The 14,272-nt window shown below is 65.3% G+C and carries 14 protein-coding genes; 8 read left to right on the top strand and 6 right to left on the bottom strand.

Annotated elements, in window-relative coordinates; genetic code table 11:
- Positions 1-209: 209 nt before the first annotated feature.
- The gene (locus J1N50_RS03085) at positions 210-1,022 is read right to left on the bottom strand and encodes an alpha/beta hydrolase (protein ID WP_425516925.1); all 813 of its coding nucleotides are present in this window, start codon (positions 1,020-1,022) and stop codon (positions 210-212) included.
- A gap of 257 nt (positions 1,023-1,279) precedes the next feature.
- Between J1N50_RS03085 and J1N50_RS03080 the strand changes: the two genes are divergently transcribed.
- Positions 1,280-2,569, top strand: coding sequence for an adenylosuccinate synthase (locus tag J1N50_RS03080; RefSeq protein WP_215350279.1), 1,290 nt, complete (start codon positions 1,280-1,282; stop codon positions 2,567-2,569).
- Between the two features lie 3 nt (positions 2,570-2,572).
- Here the strand turns inward: J1N50_RS03080 and J1N50_RS03075 are convergent, their stop codons facing one another.
- Positions 2,573-3,460 (bottom strand): haloalkane dehalogenase, encoded by an 888-nt coding sequence (locus J1N50_RS03075; protein ID WP_215350277.1) that lies wholly within the window; start codon positions 3,458-3,460, stop codon positions 2,573-2,575.
- Between the two features lie 106 nt (positions 3,461-3,566).
- Here J1N50_RS03075 and J1N50_RS03070 point away from each other — a divergent pair, with 106 nt between their 5' ends.
- On the top strand, positions 3,567-4,157 hold the full coding sequence (locus tag J1N50_RS03070; protein ID WP_215350275.1) for an NADPH-dependent FMN reductase: 591 nt from the start codon (positions 3,567-3,569) through the stop codon (positions 4,155-4,157).
- On the opposite strand, the gene J1N50_RS03065 is transcribed toward J1N50_RS03070, so the two are convergent.
- Positions 4,154-5,464 (bottom strand): spinster family MFS transporter, encoded by a 1,311-nt coding sequence (locus tag J1N50_RS03065; protein ID WP_215350273.1) that lies wholly within the window; start codon positions 5,462-5,464, stop codon positions 4,154-4,156. The genes J1N50_RS03070 and J1N50_RS03065 overlap by 4 nt on opposite strands.
- Positions 5,465-5,576: 112 nt before the next feature.
- On the opposite strand from J1N50_RS03065, the gene J1N50_RS03060 reads away from it, so the two are divergent.
- The gene (locus J1N50_RS03060) at positions 5,577-7,139 is read left to right on the top strand and encodes an amidase (protein WP_215350271.1); all 1,563 of its coding nucleotides are present in this window, start codon (positions 5,577-5,579) and stop codon (positions 7,137-7,139) included.
- Positions 7,140-7,179: 40 nt separating this feature from the next.
- Here the strand turns inward: J1N50_RS03060 and J1N50_RS03055 are convergent, their stop codons facing one another.
- Together J1N50_RS03055 and J1N50_RS03050 are read right to left on the bottom strand one after the other, a co-directional pair.
- Complete coding sequence (locus J1N50_RS03055; RefSeq protein ID WP_215350268.1) at positions 7,180-7,662, bottom strand: DUF2721 domain-containing protein; 483 nt, start codon at positions 7,660-7,662, stop codon at positions 7,180-7,182.
- Positions 7,662-8,876, bottom strand: coding sequence for an LL-diaminopimelate aminotransferase (locus J1N50_RS03050; protein ID WP_215350266.1), 1,215 nt, complete (start codon positions 8,874-8,876; stop codon positions 7,662-7,664). Before J1N50_RS03050 ends, J1N50_RS03055 begins: the two co-directional genes overlap by 1 nt.
- A gap of 115 nt (positions 8,877-8,991) precedes the next feature.
- Here J1N50_RS03050 and J1N50_RS03045 point away from each other — a divergent pair, with 115 nt between their 5' ends.
- The 3 genes from J1N50_RS03045 to clpS all read left to right on the top strand — a co-directional run bounded on the left by J1N50_RS03045 (position 8,992) and on the right by clpS (position 12,205).
- Positions 8,992-10,764 (top strand): PHA/PHB synthase family protein, encoded by a 1,773-nt coding sequence (locus J1N50_RS03045; protein WP_215350264.1) that lies wholly within the window; start codon positions 8,992-8,994, stop codon positions 10,762-10,764.
- Between the two features lie 122 nt (positions 10,765-10,886).
- On the top strand, positions 10,887-11,639 hold the full coding sequence (locus tag J1N50_RS03040) for a phasin family protein (protein WP_215350262.1): 753 nt from the start codon (positions 10,887-10,889) through the stop codon (positions 11,637-11,639).
- 200 nt (positions 11,640-11,839) lie between these two features.
- Positions 11,840-12,205, top strand: coding sequence for an ATP-dependent Clp protease adapter ClpS (gene clpS, locus J1N50_RS03035; RefSeq protein WP_058455529.1), 366 nt, complete (start codon positions 11,840-11,842; stop codon positions 12,203-12,205).
- A gap of 1 nt (position 12,206) precedes the next feature.
- On the opposite strand, the gene J1N50_RS03030 is transcribed toward clpS, so the two are convergent.
- On the bottom strand, positions 12,207-12,695 hold the full coding sequence (locus J1N50_RS03030) for a winged helix-turn-helix transcriptional regulator (RefSeq protein WP_215350259.1): 489 nt from the start codon (positions 12,693-12,695) through the stop codon (positions 12,207-12,209).
- A gap of 113 nt (positions 12,696-12,808) precedes the next feature.
- Here J1N50_RS03030 and J1N50_RS03025 point away from each other — a divergent pair, with 113 nt between their 5' ends.
- Positions 12,809-13,540 carry an SDR family oxidoreductase gene (locus J1N50_RS03025; RefSeq protein ID WP_215350257.1) on the top strand — a complete coding sequence of 244 codons (732 nt, stop codon included), beginning with the start codon at positions 12,809-12,811 and terminating at the stop codon, positions 13,538-13,540.
- A complete protein-coding gene (locus J1N50_RS03020; protein ID WP_215350256.1) occupies positions 13,534-14,139 on the top strand; it encodes a 2-hydroxychromene-2-carboxylate isomerase in 606 nt (201 codons plus the stop codon). The genes J1N50_RS03025 and J1N50_RS03020 overlap by 7 nt, the downstream gene beginning before the upstream one ends.
- Positions 14,140-14,272: the final 133 nt, after the last annotated feature.

The raw sequence follows: 14,272 nt of genomic DNA, 5'->3' as shown, positions 1-14,272 counted from the left end.
CACGGCAAAACAGGAATCTGGAGTGCCGGTTTTGATTCAATCAAAACCGAACGCACTCTAGGCAGCGTGGACCGACAATGGCGGATCGCCATTTTGTCGGGTTGTCGATTACAATATCGTCATCCCGGGCCTGACCCGAAATCCGCCTTTCCCCCAAGATAGGCAGGTCCGGGGTGACGTAATATCCGCCTTCTGCGTCAAAGCCGGCCTTACCGCCCGAACACCTGCTTCAGCCACGCATCGACCGCCCTTGTCGGCGCGTAGGTCGGATCGCCCAGCCGCCGGTTGATTTCGGCGTGGCCCTGCAATCCTTCGCCCGGAAAGCTGCCGCGTTCGACCTTGCTCCCGCCCGCCACCAGCGCCTTGCCCAGCGCTTCGGCCTGCCGCACGCCGTCGGGGCGCTGGACATAGAGCAGCAGGAATTGCGGGGCGTTCGGGACACCCGCCTGCAACGTCGGCGACAGCGCCTTCTGCCGCGCCGGATCGGTCCCGAACGCCTGAGCATAAGTCTTTTGCATGATCGGCGGCCCATCCTTCATCTGGGCCGGCACGTCATAGGCCGCGCCGTCGATCGGGATGACGCCGGCAATATCCGAAAAACTCAGCCCGGCGCCGCGCAGATATTTCTCGTCGGTACCGACCAGCGCGACCAGATGCGCGCCCGCGCTATGCCCCATGATCACGACCCGCCGCCGGTCGATGCCCAGCGCACCGGCGCGGTCGATCAGCGCCCTCACCGCGCTCGCAACATCGGTCGCCTGCTGTTCGACCGTCGCGTCGGGAACAAGGCGATAGTTGATCGACGCAAAGGCATAGCCCAGCTGCGGATAATGCACCGGCCTGAATTGCCCCGTTGCATTGTCCTTGCTGCCGCGCTTCCAGCCGCCGCCGTGGACGAAGACGACCAGAGGCGCCGGCCCTTTCGCTTCCTTCGCGCGCCAGACATCAAGGGTTTGCAGGGCATTGCTGCCATAGGAGATCGTCTCGGCGCCGGGCGCCTTTGGCCCTTCGTCGGCGCCCATGCGCGCCGCGAGCCGGTCCCGCAGCCGCTCGCGCGCGTCGGCAAGGGGGCCGGGTGCCGCCATGCCGACCACGACAAAGGCCGCAACCGCGGCAAATCCTACCCTGTTTCGTTTCGTCATCGCTCGTCTCCGTTGTCCCGGCAGCATCGATCTTGCCCGCAATTGTCGCAAAATCATCCCGCTCCGGGTTGCCTCTCGGCCCAAATCCGCTAAGGCCGCGCCGGGCTTTCAACCGCCCGTTTCAGCAGGACAGCATCATGGCAAACGTCACCGTCATCGGGTCGCAATGGGGCGACGAGGGCAAGGGCAAGATCGTCGACTGGCTCGCAAGCCGAGCCGACGCGGTCGTCCGCTTTCAGGGCGGTCACAACGCCGGTCATACGCTCGTCGTCGGCGAACAGGTGTACAAGCTGTCGCTGCTTCCCTCGGGGATCGTCACCGGCACGCTGTCGATCATCGGCAACGGCGTCGTCCTTGATCCGTGGGCGCTGCGCGATGAAATGGCAAAGCTGCGCGGCCAGGGTGTCGAGATCAACGCCGACAATTTCGCGATCGCCGACAATTGCCCGCTGATCCTGCCCTTCCACCGCGACCTCGACGCGCTGCGCGAAACCGCAGCAGGTGCAGGCAAGATCGGCACCACCGGCCGCGGTATCGGCCCGGCTTACGAGGACAAGGTCGGCCGCCGCGCGATCCGGGTGTGCGACCTCGCGCATCTCGACAAGCTGGGTCCGCAGCTCGACCGCCTGACCGCGCACCATGATGCGCTGCGCGCCGGATTCGGCGAACCGCCGATCGACCGCGAGCGGCTGATTGCCGATCTCTCCGAAATCGCCGATTTCGTGCTCGAATATGCCCAGCCCGTCTGGAAGCGCCTGAAGAAGGTCCGCAAGGCCGGCGCACGCATCCTGTTCGAGGGCGCGCAGGGCGTGCTGCTCGACGTCGACCACGGCACCTACCCTTTCGTCACCAGCTCGAACACCGTCAGCGGCACCGCCGCGTCGGGCTCGGGCCTCGGCCCCTCGGCGGTCGGCTTCGTCCTCGGCATCGCCAAGGCCTATACGACGCGCGTCGGCAGCGGGCCTTTCCCGACCGAGCTCGAGGACGAGGTCGGTCAACGGCTCGGCGAGCGCGGCCATGAATTCGGCACCGTCACCGGGCGCAAGCGCCGCTGCGGCTGGTTCGACGCGGTGCTCGTGCGCCAGAGCTGCGCCGTGTCGGGCGTCACCGGCATCGCGCTGACCAAGCTCGACGTGCTCGACGGCTTCGATCGCGTGCGCATCTGCACCGGCTACCGCCTCCGCGGCAAGATCCTCGACTATTTCCCCTCGCATTCGGCCGATCAGGCCGAGGTCGAGCCGATCTACGAGGAAATGGACGGCTGGCACGAATCGACGGCGGGCGCGCGCAGCTATGCCGACCTGCCGGCGCAGGCGATCAAATATATCCAGCGCGTGCAGGAACTGATCGAAACCCCGATCGCGCTCGTGTCGACCAGCCCCGAGCGCGAAGACACGATCCTGATCCGCGACCCGTTCAGCGACTGACGATCAGCGCCCGGCCGCAGCGACATCGCGGATCGCCGCGACGAAGCCCGCCGGATCGTCCTCCTGGATGAAATGCCCGCCGTGCAGCGTGCGGTGCGGCATCGCCGCGGCCCCCGGCACGCGCCCGGTGAACAGCGCATCGCCGCCGCGCGTGATCGGGTCGCCGTCGGAAAAACAGCAGAGGAAGGGCTTGTCGAACGCCTCGAGCGCCGCCCACGCACGCTTCTGGTCGGGCACCGCAACATTATCGCCGAGCGGCACGAACGAGGGATAGATGCGCGCCGCGACCTTCGACGCCCGCGTCGGGAACGGCGCGTCATAGGCCGCGATTTCGGCCACACCGAGTTCGCGCTTCGCGCCCGCCTTGACGATCTTGCCGATCGGAAAGACCGGGCTGTAGCGCGAAAAGGCGCGCCAGATCGCGAAGGCGCGCGGCGCGGGCTGGCCTTCGGGCAGTCCGCCGTTCGACAGCGCTACCCCCGCGAACCGATCGGGCATTTCGGCGACGAGCCGAAGCCCGATCAGCGAACCCCAGTCCTGACAGGCGAGGATCATGTTCCGAAGATCGAGCGCCTCGATCCACTGCCGCATCCACGCGACCTGCGCGGCATAGCTGTATGCCGAGCGATCCAGCGGCTTGTCCGAGCGGCCGAAGCCGATCAGGTCGGGCGCGACGACGCGAAAGCCCGCCTCGGCCGCGGGGCCGATCATGTGACGATAGAGATAGGACCAGGTCGGCTCGCCGTGGAGCATCAACACCGGCTGCGCATCGGGAGCGCCCTCATCGACATAATGGACGCGCAGGCCGCCCGCGATTTCCAGATAGTTCGGCTGGTACGGCCAGTCGGGCAGCCCCTCGAAGCGCGCGTCCGGCGTGCGATAGATCCGCATTCTATTCCCCCTCTTCCCGGCGAGCAGCTTAGCGCGGGCCGCGGCCTTGTCCATGCGCGGCGATCGGTTAAGGTGCGGCGATGCTTTTCGCCGCTAAGGAGCCCGCATGTCGCGCCATATTCTCGTCCTCTACGGCAGCTATCGCCGCGACCGCCAAGGCATCAAGCTCGCGCGCTGGATCGTCGATGCAATCGCGGCGCGCGGCGACAGCGCCGAGCTGATCGACGCAAAGGCGGTCGACCTGCCGATGCTCGACCGCATGTACAAGGAATACCCGCGCGGCGAGGCGCCGCCCGCGATGGAAGAACTGGCGGGCAAGATCCGCGCCGCCGACGGCTTCCTGTTCGTCACCGGCGAATATAATTGGGGGCCGCAGCCGGGGCTCAAGAATCTGACCGACCATTTCCTCGAGGAATGGTTCTGGCGGCCCGCCGCGATCGCCTGCTACTCGGCCGGGCCCTGGTCGGGCGTGCGCGCGATGATGGGCTGGCGCGACATATTGGGCGAGATGGGCATGGCGGTCACATCGTCGATCCTGCCGGTCGGGCGGATCGGCGGCGCCTTCGACGCCGACGGCAAACCGGCCGGCGACGACGGCGCGCGGCTGGAGAGGAGCTTTCCGCGTTTCGCCGACGACCTCAACTGGTGGATCGACGCCGCGAAGGCCCAGCGCGCCCGGCAGGAGCCGCCTTACTAACCCGACTTGAGCTCGGCGTTCAGCCGCAAGCTGGCCCGCCAGAAGAAAAAGGCAGGGATCAGCCCGAGCCATGCCGCGCCATAGAGGACGTAGCGCACGCTCTCCTGCCCGTAGCTCGGCGCAAGCTGGTCGGACAGCACACCGAACAGGAACGGGCCGAAGCCGAGCCCGATCAGATTCTGCCCGAACAGCATGATCGACGCCGCGACCGCGCGCGCCTGCGGGCGGACCAGCCCCTGAACGCAGGCATAGGCCGGTCCGTAATAGGCCGAATTCAGGATCGTCGGGACGATCAGCAGCGCGACCGCGACGCGCCAGTCCTCCATATAATAGCCGAGGAACAGCACCGGCGCCGCGACCGCCATGCCATAGGCCGGAAAAGTCAGGATGTGCCGCTTGTCGCGCGCGCCGAACTTGTCCGCCATCTTGCCGCCAAGCCAGGTCCCGAACACACCGGCGAGGCCCAGCACGACCGCCATCGAAAGACCGGCTTCGGTGGTCGACAGCCCGTGACTGCGAATGAAGAAGCTGATCGTCCAGAGCGCCTTGCCATAGCCGAGGAAGGCCACGACCGACGATGCGATCAGGATATAGACGAAGGCACGCGAGGCGAAGATCTCGCGCATCGCCTCGCCCGTCGAAAGCCGCGCGGGCGCCGCGGCAGCGGTTCCGGCGGGGCGGTGGTGCCGCGGCTCGCGCATGCAGACGAGCACGATCAGAGCGAGCAGCAGCCCCGGCGCGCCGACGAGCATCAATGCAACGCGCCAACCGTGAAGATCGTTGACGATCCCGCCGATGACGAGCCCCAGCAGCGAGCCGATCGGTACGCCGAGGCCGTAGAAGGCGATCGCCGACGAGCGCTTTTCGGGCGCGACGCTGTCGGAGATCAGCGAGTGCGCCGCAGGCGTGCACCCCGCCTCGCCGACGCCCACGCCAATGCGCGCAAACAGGAGCTGGACGAAATTCTGCGCGAGCCCGCACACTGCGGTCATCGCCGACCAGATCGCCAGCGCGAGGGCAATCAGGCGGACGCGGTTCGTGCCATCCTTGTCGGCATAGCGCGCAATCGGGATGCCGAGCAGCGCATAGAAGACCGCAAAGGCCGGCCCCGCAAGCAGGCCGAGTTCCGTATCGGTCAGGTGCAGGTCGCGCTTGATCGGTTCGGCGAGGATGTTGACGATCTGCCGGTCGAGGAAGTTGAAGATATAGACGACGAGCAGGATCCACAGCATCGTCCGCGTGTGTGCGGCGGCGCTGTCGGATGGCGGCGACCCGATGCCCGCGGCAAGGGCAGGTTTGTCCGTCATTTTTCTCTCCCAGGCGGCGAAAGTGCAGACCGGGGCGCCCCCTGTCAACGCCGCCGCGGCGACATGAAACAAGGCGCTTGCAATTGCCGCTACGGCTGCCAGCCTGCGAACCATGCAGAAAATTTTCCTGGCTGCCGCCGCATCGCTTCTCGCCCCCGCACCCGCCGCCGCAATGCCGCCGCCGTTGCCCCCGGTCGAGGACAAGGATGCCGCAACCCTGCAGGCCGAAATGACGCAGGGGTCGATGCACGACGAACTGCTCACGACCCTCTATCTCGACCGCATCGTGAAGATCGACGACAACGGGCCGACGCTGGGCGCGGTCATTGCGGTCTTTCCGGATGCGGCGAACGAAGCGGCGCGCCTGTGGCGCGAGCGCCAGGCCGGCAAGCTGCGCGGACCGCTCCACGGCATTCCGGTGCTGATCAAGGACAATATCGAGGCGAAAGGCCCGCTACCGACGACCGCGGGCAGCCTCGCGCTCAAGGACAATGTCACGAACCGCGACGCGCCGATCGTCGCGCGGCTGCGCGAGGCGGGCGCGGTCATCCTCGGCAAGACGAACCTCAGCGAATGGGCCAATATCCGCTCGGGCGATTCGACGAGCGGCTGGAGCGCGGTCGGCGGGCTCACCAAAAATCCGCACGCGCTGAACCGCAATGCCTGCGGGTCGTCGTCGGGAAGCGGCGCGGCGGTGGCGGCGAGCCTCGCGCCGCTCGCGATCGGCACCGAGACCGACGGATCGATCACCTGCCCCGCCGCGATCAACGGCATCGTCGGGTTCAAGCCGACGGTCGGGCTCGTCAGCCGCACCTTCATCGTGCCGATCAGCCACAGCCAGGACACCGCCGGCCCGATGGCGCTGACGGTACGCGATGCCGCGCAGCTGCTCGGCGTCATCGCAGGGAGCGACCCCGCCGATGCGGCAACTGCCGAAGCCGATGCGCGCAAGACCGACTATGCTGCGAAGCTGTCGCCCGAGGCGCTCAAGGGCAAGCGCATCGGCGTGCTGCGCGACCGCATCGGAAGCCGCGCCGACATTACGGCGCTCTTCGACACCGCGCTGAAGGCGATGGAGGCCGCGGGTGCGACGATCGTCGAGATCAAGGACAGCAAGACGGGCCTCGACGGCCTCGGCGACGCCGAGTTCGAGATATTGATGACAGAGCTCAAGGCCGACATGGCGCGCTATCTTGCAGCGCTACCCGCGAAGGGCGGGCCGAAGACGCTCGCCGACCTGATCGCGTTCAACAAGGCGCATCCCGAGGAACTGCGCTGGTTCGACCAGTCGCTGTTCGAACTCGCCGAGACCAAGGGCGGGCTCGACAGCAAGGACTATCTGGAAGCGAAAGCCAAAGCGGCCCGGCTCGCGGGGCCGGAGGGGATCGACCGGTTGCTCGCGGAGAATCAGGCCGACTTCCTGGTCGGCGTGACCAACGGCCCGGCGTGGACGACCGATCTCGTCAACGGCGACCATTATACCGGGCCGAGCGTCAGCCAGCTGCCGGCGGTCGCGGGCTATCCGCACCTCACGGTGCCAATGGGCGCGGTCGAGGGACTGCCGATCGGGCTGTCGATCATCGGGCCGAAGTGGAGCGACGCCGATGTGCTGGCTGCGGGCTATGCCTATGAGCAGGTCAGCCGCAAGCGGGTGACGCCGACGTACAGACCATAATGATCCTCCCCGTCGCGCAGCGATGGAGAGGATAAACCGATCAGCGGCGGTTCTGCCGCTTCTTCCAGCCCATTTCCTCGAGCTCGAGCAATTCCAACGGCACATGGATGGTGCGGATCGCGAGCCGCACCTCGATCAGGAACAGCGCGAGCGACAAGAGCAACAGCAGCATCGCCACGGCGAACACCCAGGCCGCGGCGAGCCCGAGGTCGAAGCCTGCCACCGCCTGCGTGAACAGCAGGGCGACGAGCAGGCAGACGACGATGCCGCAAGCTACCGCCGCCGCAATCGAATTGTTGATCACGTCGATGCGGCGGTCGACGACGCGAAGCTCGGCGACGACACGCTCATGCTCGGCGCCTTGGGTCTCGGCCCAAAGCTCCATCAGCCGACGCGAGCGATCGACGACGCGCGCGAGCCGGCCGGTGAAGACGTTGAGCAGGCTGCCGGTCGCGACCAGCAGGAACACCGGTGTGACCGACAGCTGGATCGTCTCGGCAATCGCGCCGAGGCCGGATGCCATCAGCCGCCCGCCGCGACCGACGGGGTGTTCACGCCGTGCATTGCAAGGAACTTGCGGATGTTGCGCGCCGCCTGGCGGATGCGCTGCTCATTCTCGACCATCGCGATGCGGACATAGCCCTCGCCGTCCTCGCCATAACCGACGCCGGGCGCGACCGCGACCTTGGCATGGGTGAGGAGCTGCTTCGAGAATTCGAGGCTGCCCATTTCACGAAGCGCGGGCGGCAGCGGCGCCCAGGCGAACATCGACGCGGGCGGGCTCGGAATATCCCAGCCGGCGCGCGCGAAGCTTTCGACCATCACGTCGCGGCGCTTCTGATAAAGCTCGCGGTTCTTCTGCACGATATCCTGCGGCCCGTTGAGCGCCGCGCACGCCGCGGCCTGGATCGGGGTAAAGGCGCCATAGTCGAGGTAGGATTTGACGCGCGTCATTGCCGCGATCAGCCGCTTGTTGCCGACTGCAAAGCCCATGCGCCAGCCCGCCATCGAATAGGTCTTGGACATCGAGGTGAACTCGATCGCGACATCCTTCGCTCCCGGCACCTGCAGGATCGAGGGCGTCGGATTGCCGTCGTAATAAAGCTCCGAATAGGCAAGGTCCGACAGAACCCAGACCTTGTTCTCTTTCGCCCAGGCAACGAGCCGCTCGTAGAAAGCCAGATCGACGGCCTCGGCGGTCGGGTTCGACGGGTAGTTGACGACGAGAATCGACGGCCGCGGCACGGTGAACGCCATCGCGCGGTCGAGCGCGCGCCAGTAATTCTCGTCGGGGGTCGTCGGCACGCTGCGGATCGTCGCGCCCGCGATGATGAAGCCGAAGGTGTGGATCGGGTAGCTGGGGTTCGGCGCCAGCACGACGTCGCCGGGACCGGTGATCGCGGTCGCGAGGCTGGCGAGCCCTTCCTTCGACCCCATCGTCACCACGACCTCGCTTTCCGGGTCGAGCTCGACGTTGAAGCGGCGCGCGTAATAATTCGCCTGCGCCTTGCGAAGGCCGGGAATACCCTTCGATTGCGAATAGCCGTGCGCATCGGGCTTCATCGCCACTTCGCACAGCTTTTCGATCACATGCGCGGGCGGCGGCAGGTCGGGGTTGCCCATCCCCAAGTCGATGATGTCCTCTCCCGCAGCGCGGGCGGCCGCACGCATCGCATTCACTTCAGCGATGACATAGGGCGGCAGGCGCTTGATGCGGTAGAATTCATCTTCGGACATGGGAAACTAGAACAACTCCTTTGCGTTACTTGCGGGTTGACGCGCGCGGCAGTCTCGCCAGCCGCATCGCGGCTCGTTATAGGCAATATATCCGCACTGACCAGCAGGAACGAGCATGAGCGATCCGGGAGAAACGACAGCCGGCGATGCCGCCAACCCCTTCCTGCCCTCGCCCGAAGACATACAGCACTGGACGAGCGTCATGGGCCGCGCGCAGCAGATGATGCTCGAATATGCGCTCGGCCAGGCGAACCAGGGCAACAGCGCCGCTGCCGGCCTGTTCGATCCCGCCAACTGGCTGCAGAACCCGACGACGCAGGCCTGGGCCGAGCAGTCGGCCAAGATGTGGGAACAAGGCGCGCGCTTCTGGACCTCGCTCGCGACACTCCAGCCGCCCTTCGCGCCCACACCCGATGCGCCCAAGGACAAGCGCTTCGCCGACCCCGACTGGACGGCGAACCCGGTCTTCGCGCTGATCCGCCAGACCTATGGCCTGTTGACCGAACAATTGTTGACGACGACGCGCACGATGGCGGGTCTCGACGATCATGCGCGCGCGAAGATGGAGTTCGCGGCACGGAACATGGCCGAGGCGCTGTCGCCCTCGAACCTCGCGATCACCAATCCCGAGGTGATCAAGCGCGCGGTCGAGACGCGCGGCGAAAGCCTGCTCAAGGGCTTGAAGCACATGCTTACCGACCTGTCGCGCGGGCAGCTCAGTCATGTCGATCCCGACGCGTTCGAGGTTGGCGTGAACATCGCGACGACGCCGGGAAAGGTGATCCACGAGACCGACCTTTACCAGCTCATCCAATATGAACCGACGACGAAGGAGGTCTTTACCGTCCCGCTCGTCATCTTCCCCCCGTGGATCAACCGCTTTTACATCCTCGACCTCAATCCCGCAAAAAGCTTCGTCGCCTGGGCGGTCGAACAGGGGCTGACGGTGTTCATGGTGTCGTGGAAATCGGCCGACGCCTCGATGAGCGAAATCGTCTGGGACGACTATATCGCGTCGCAGGTCGACGCGATCGATACCGTGCGCGAGTTGCTGGACGTTCCGCACGTCCACAGCATCGGCTATTGCGTCGCGGGCACGACGCTGGCGGCGACGCTGGCGATGCTCGCCGCGCGCGGCGAGGGCGACAAGGTCAAATCGGTGACCTTCTTCACCGCGCAGGTCGACTTCGAGCTCGCGGGCGACCTCAAGATGTTCGTCGACGACAGCTATCTGGCGCTGCTCCAGCAGCTTTCGGCGGGCGGCTTCCTCGACGGGCGCTATATGGCCGCCACCTTCAATTCGCTGCGCGGACGCGACCTGATCTGGAACTATGTCGTCGGCAATTATCTGCTCGGCAACGACTATCCGCCGTTCGATCTCCTCTACTGGAACGGCGACGTCACCAACCTGCCCGCGAAGTGGCATCGGCAATATCTGATCGACCTCTATCGCGACAATCGCATGGTGATCCCGAACAGCCTGTCGGCGATGGGCACACCGATCGATCTCAGGAAGATCGAGACCCCGGCCTATATCCAGGCCGGGCGCGAGGATCATATCGCGCCGCCCGCCAGCGTCTGGCGGCTGATGGACCATCTGTCGGGGCCGAAGACGTTCCTGCTCGCCGGCTCGGGCCATATCGCGGGCGTCGTCAATCCTCCCGCCGCTGGCAAATACCAGTATTGGACCGGCGACAACGATGCTGCGACGCTCGACGATTTTATCGCGGGCGCGACGGAGACCAAGGGCAGCTGGTGGCCGCACTGGATCGGCTGGATTTCGGAACAGGATAGCGCAAAAACGGCTGCAAAAGGCGCGCGCATTCCGGGAAAAGGTGCTAAAAAGGCGATAGAGGATGCGCCCGGCCGCTATGTCAAGCAACGGTAATATCGGGAAATCATAAGGCCAACGAGATCGGGGCGAGTCTATTTTTGTGCGCTGCACAAAAATCTCTTGAAATCTCCGATCCACTCCTATATTGTGCACTGCAACATAAAGGAGTTGTCACGATGGCTACCAAGATGGATAGTGCCGAAAAGGCTTTCGAAGCCGCGACGCTGGAAACCGCCGCCAAGCCGGTGGCTGCTCCCGCCGTTCCGGCTGCTGCTGCCGCGCCTGCGGTGGAAGCAAAGGCCGCTCCGGCGCCCGTGAAGACCAAGACTGTCGCGGCGAAGGCCAAGCCGGTCCAAAAGAAAGCCGCAAAGCCGGCACCGAAGAAGATCGCCCCCAAGAAGGCGGTCGCGAAGACCATTGCCCCGAAGCCCGTCAAGGCAGCGCCGAAGCCGGCCGCCGCCGTCACCAAAGGATTCAAGACCATGAACGACACCGTCAAGAAGTTCGCTGAAGAAGCCAAGACCCGCACCGAAGCGCTGACCGCCGATTTCAACGAAAAGGCGAAGGAAGCCATGGCGAAGACCAGCAAGCTCGCCGAAGAAGCGGTCGAATTCAACAAGGCGAACGTCGAAGCGCTCGTCGAATCGGGCAAGATCGCTGCCAAGGGCATCGAAACGCTCGGCCAGGAAGGCGTCGCCTTCGCTCGCAAGAGCTTCGAGGAAACGACCGCTGCGCTCAAGGGCTACACCGCGGTCAAGTCGCCGGCCGAATTCCTGAAGCTCTATGCCGAAAACAGCAAGAAGGCGTTCGACGCCGCTGTCGCGCAGACCTCGAAGACCAGCGAACTCGTCGTCAAGCTGACGAACGACAGCTTCGCGCCGATCTCGAACCGCGTTTCGGTCATCACTTCGAAGATGAAGGCAGCCTAAGGCCTTCACCTTCCCGTTGGCGCGGGCCTTCCCCCCTCCTCTCCCCGTCCGCGCCGACACATCAAGACCGCTCGCTTCCTTCGGGGGGCGGGCGGTTCTTGTTTCTCTGCTCCGCTTTTGTTCCCGCCACTCCCCGCACGAGACGGAATTAACCACCCCGCCCTCTTGCGATTCGGCATCGGCTTGCGATATTCCCGATGATGATGCTTCCCGCTTCGATCCCTCATGTCGTCCGCGCAATGGCGGGCAAGGATGACGACACGTCCGGTGCGCCGGGCGTCGGCATCGCGACGCGCACGCGCGCGAAGCCCAAGAAACCCTCGATGTACAAGGTGTTGCTGCTCAACGACGACTATACGCCGATGGAATTCGTCGTGATGGTGCTCCAGCGTTTCTTCAACATGGACATCGAACGCGCGACGCAGGTGATGCTCCACGTCCACCAGCAGGGCGTCGGCGTGTGCGGTGTGTTCAGCTACGAAGTCGCCGAGACCAAGGTCAACCAGGTGATGGACGCCGCGCGGCAGAACCAGCACCCGCTGCAGTGCACGCTGGAAAAGGCCTGACCTAACCCGCGCGCGCTGCCTGCTCGGCCCTGAGCGCCGCCGACGGCTGCCCCTTAAGATCGCCATAGCGCAGCGGTTCGCCGCACCCCGGACAGACGGTCGACGTCCCGACATCGGCGCCGCAGGCACGATGCGTATAGCGCACTGCCGGTCCGGCAATCTCGCCCTCGTCATAGGCCCAGCGCTCGGCCCAGTTGCGCATCGCATAGAGCACGTCGAACAGATCCTTGCCCTTGTCGGTCAGCCAATAATCATGGCGCGGCGGGCGGTCCTGATAAGCGTGGCGCTCGACCACTCCCTGCCTTTCCATGAGCTTGAGCCGCGCCGAAACGAGCTGCGGACCGAGGCCGGTGTTCGCCGCGATCGCCTCGAAGCGCCGGTTTCCGAAGAACAGCTCGCGCAGGATGAGCAGCACCGCCCGGTCGCCGAGCAGTTCGGCCGACCGCCCGACGGGACATAGCGTGTTCGACAGATCGGTGCGCTTTGGCATGTCGCTCTCGCAATGACGAAGTTCTGACCATCGACACAGGTTTGCTCGACCTCACAAACCGCTTGTAACTATGATTATCATAGTTACTATCGCGCGCAAGAGGAGAGTCGCCCATGCCCAATCCCGCAGCCGTCATCATAGGCGCCGGCGATGCCACGGGCGGCGCCATCGCGCGCGCTTTTGCCGCCGAGGGGCTCACCGCCTGCGTCAACCGACGCGAACGCAACGCCGACGCACTCGAAGCGCTCGCCCGGTCGATCCGCGACGGCGGCCATCAGGCACGCGCTTTCCCCGCCGATGCCCGCAACGAAGAGGCGATGATCGCCCTTTTCGACCAGGTCGAGGCCGAGGTCGGCCCGGTCGAAGTTGCGGTGTTCAATATCGGTGCCAATGTGAACTTCCCGATCGCCGAGACGACGGTGCGCGTTTACACCAAGGTCTGGGAGATGGCGTGCCTCGGCGGCTTCCTGATGGGCCGCGAGGCGGCAAAACGCATGATCCCGCGCGGCCGCGGCACGATCCTCTTCACCGGCGCGACCGCCAGTCTGCGCGGCGGTTCCGGCTTCTCCGCCTTCTCGGGCGCCAAGGGCGCGCTCCGCATGCTCGCGCAATCGATGGCGCGCGAGCTTGGCCCCCGGGGCATCCATGTCGCGCACACGATCATCGACGGCGCGATCGACACCGAATTCATCAAGGGTCGCCACCCCGATTTCGACAATGCGAAGGCGCAGGAGCTGATCCTCAATCCCGACGCGATCGCCGCCAATTATGTGATGCTCCACAAGCAACCGAAGAGCGCGTGGACGCATGAACTCGACCTCCGTCCCTGGGGAGAGAAATGGTGAGCAAAAGCCTCGAACTGATCTTCGATTTCGGCAGCCCCAACGCCTATCTGACGTTGAAAGTGCTACCCGAATTGCTCGAGCGCACCGGCGCCGACCTGATCATCACGCCGTGCCTGCTCGGCGGCATCTTCAAGGCGACGGGCAATAAGGCGCCGATGATCCAATATGCCGAAGCGCCCGCGAAACTGGCCTATGAAAACCTTGAAATGCGGCGCTTCATTGCGCGGCACGGCTTGACGAAGTTTCGCCTGAATCCGCATTTTCCGGTCAACACGCTCACCATCATGCGCGGCGCGGTCGTCGCCGGGGACGAGGGCAACCTCGACGATTATGTCGACGCGGTGAACCGCGCGATGTGGGAGGACGGCCTCAAGATGGACGATCCCGAGGTCATCGCGACCTTCCTTTCGGCAAACGGCTTCGACGGCCCCGCGCTTCTCGCGCGCGCGCAGGAACCCGAGATCAAGGCAAGGCTCGTTGCCAATACCGAAGCCGCGGTCGCGCGGGGTGTCTTCGGCATCCCGACCTTCTTCGTCGGGGACGAGATGTTCTTCGGCAAGGACCGCCTCGACCAGGTCGAGGAGGCTCTGCGCGATTGAGCTTGCAAAAGAGGTCCGCTGTGGGGTGGGAAGCTGCCCTTCAAATCCTCCCCGCTTGCAGGGAGGTGGTAGCCGCGTAGCGGCTGACGGAGGGGGCTCGCGTCCTTGCGCAGCGCCGCTTCAGGACGCCAGC

Origin of the sequence: Sphingopyxis soli, assembly GCF_018682675.1 — a bacterium.
GTDB lineage: Bacteria > Pseudomonadota > Alphaproteobacteria > Sphingomonadales > Sphingomonadaceae > Sphingopyxis > Sphingopyxis soli.
This window is presented reverse-complemented; position numbering and strand designations above follow the sequence as displayed.

Coding starts and splice junctions, on each gene's coding strand:
- clpS (WP_058455529.1), top strand. CDS start 11,840: ATGATGCTTCCCGCTTCGATCCCTCATGTCGTCCGCGCAATGGCGGGC.
- J1N50_RS03060 (WP_215350271.1), top strand. CDS start 5,577: ATGCAGAAAATTTTCCTGGCTGCCGCCGCATCGCTTCTCGCCCCCGCA.
- J1N50_RS03050 (WP_215350266.1), bottom strand. CDS start 8,876: ATGTCCGAAGATGAATTCTACCGCATCAAGCGCCTGCCGCCCTATGTC.
- J1N50_RS03025 (WP_215350257.1), top strand. CDS start 12,809: ATGCCCAATCCCGCAGCCGTCATCATAGGCGCCGGCGATGCCACGGGC.
- J1N50_RS03065 (WP_215350273.1), bottom strand. CDS start 5,464: ATGACGGACAAACCTGCCCTTGCCGCGGGCATCGGGTCGCCGCCATCC.
- J1N50_RS03070 (WP_215350275.1), top strand. CDS start 3,567: ATGTCGCGCCATATTCTCGTCCTCTACGGCAGCTATCGCCGCGACCGC.
- J1N50_RS03080 (WP_215350279.1), top strand. CDS start 1,280: ATGGCAAACGTCACCGTCATCGGGTCGCAATGGGGCGACGAGGGCAAG.
- J1N50_RS03030 (WP_215350259.1), bottom strand. CDS start 12,695: ATGCCAAAGCGCACCGATCTGTCGAACACGCTATGTCCCGTCGGGCGG.
- J1N50_RS03045 (WP_215350264.1), top strand. CDS start 8,992: ATGAGCGATCCGGGAGAAACGACAGCCGGCGATGCCGCCAACCCCTTC.
- J1N50_RS03055 (WP_215350268.1), bottom strand. CDS start 7,662: ATGGCATCCGGCCTCGGCGCGATTGCCGAGACGATCCAGCTGTCGGTC.
- J1N50_RS03085 (WP_425516925.1), bottom strand. CDS start 1,022: ATGGGCGCCGACGAAGGGCCAAAGGCGCCCGGCGCCGAGACGATCTCC.
- J1N50_RS03040 (WP_215350262.1), top strand. CDS start 10,887: ATGGCTACCAAGATGGATAGTGCCGAAAAGGCTTTCGAAGCCGCGACG.
- J1N50_RS03075 (WP_215350277.1), bottom strand. CDS start 3,460: ATGCGGATCTATCGCACGCCGGACGCGCGCTTCGAGGGGCTGCCCGAC.
- J1N50_RS03020 (WP_215350256.1), top strand. CDS start 13,534: ATGGTGAGCAAAAGCCTCGAACTGATCTTCGATTTCGGCAGCCCCAAC.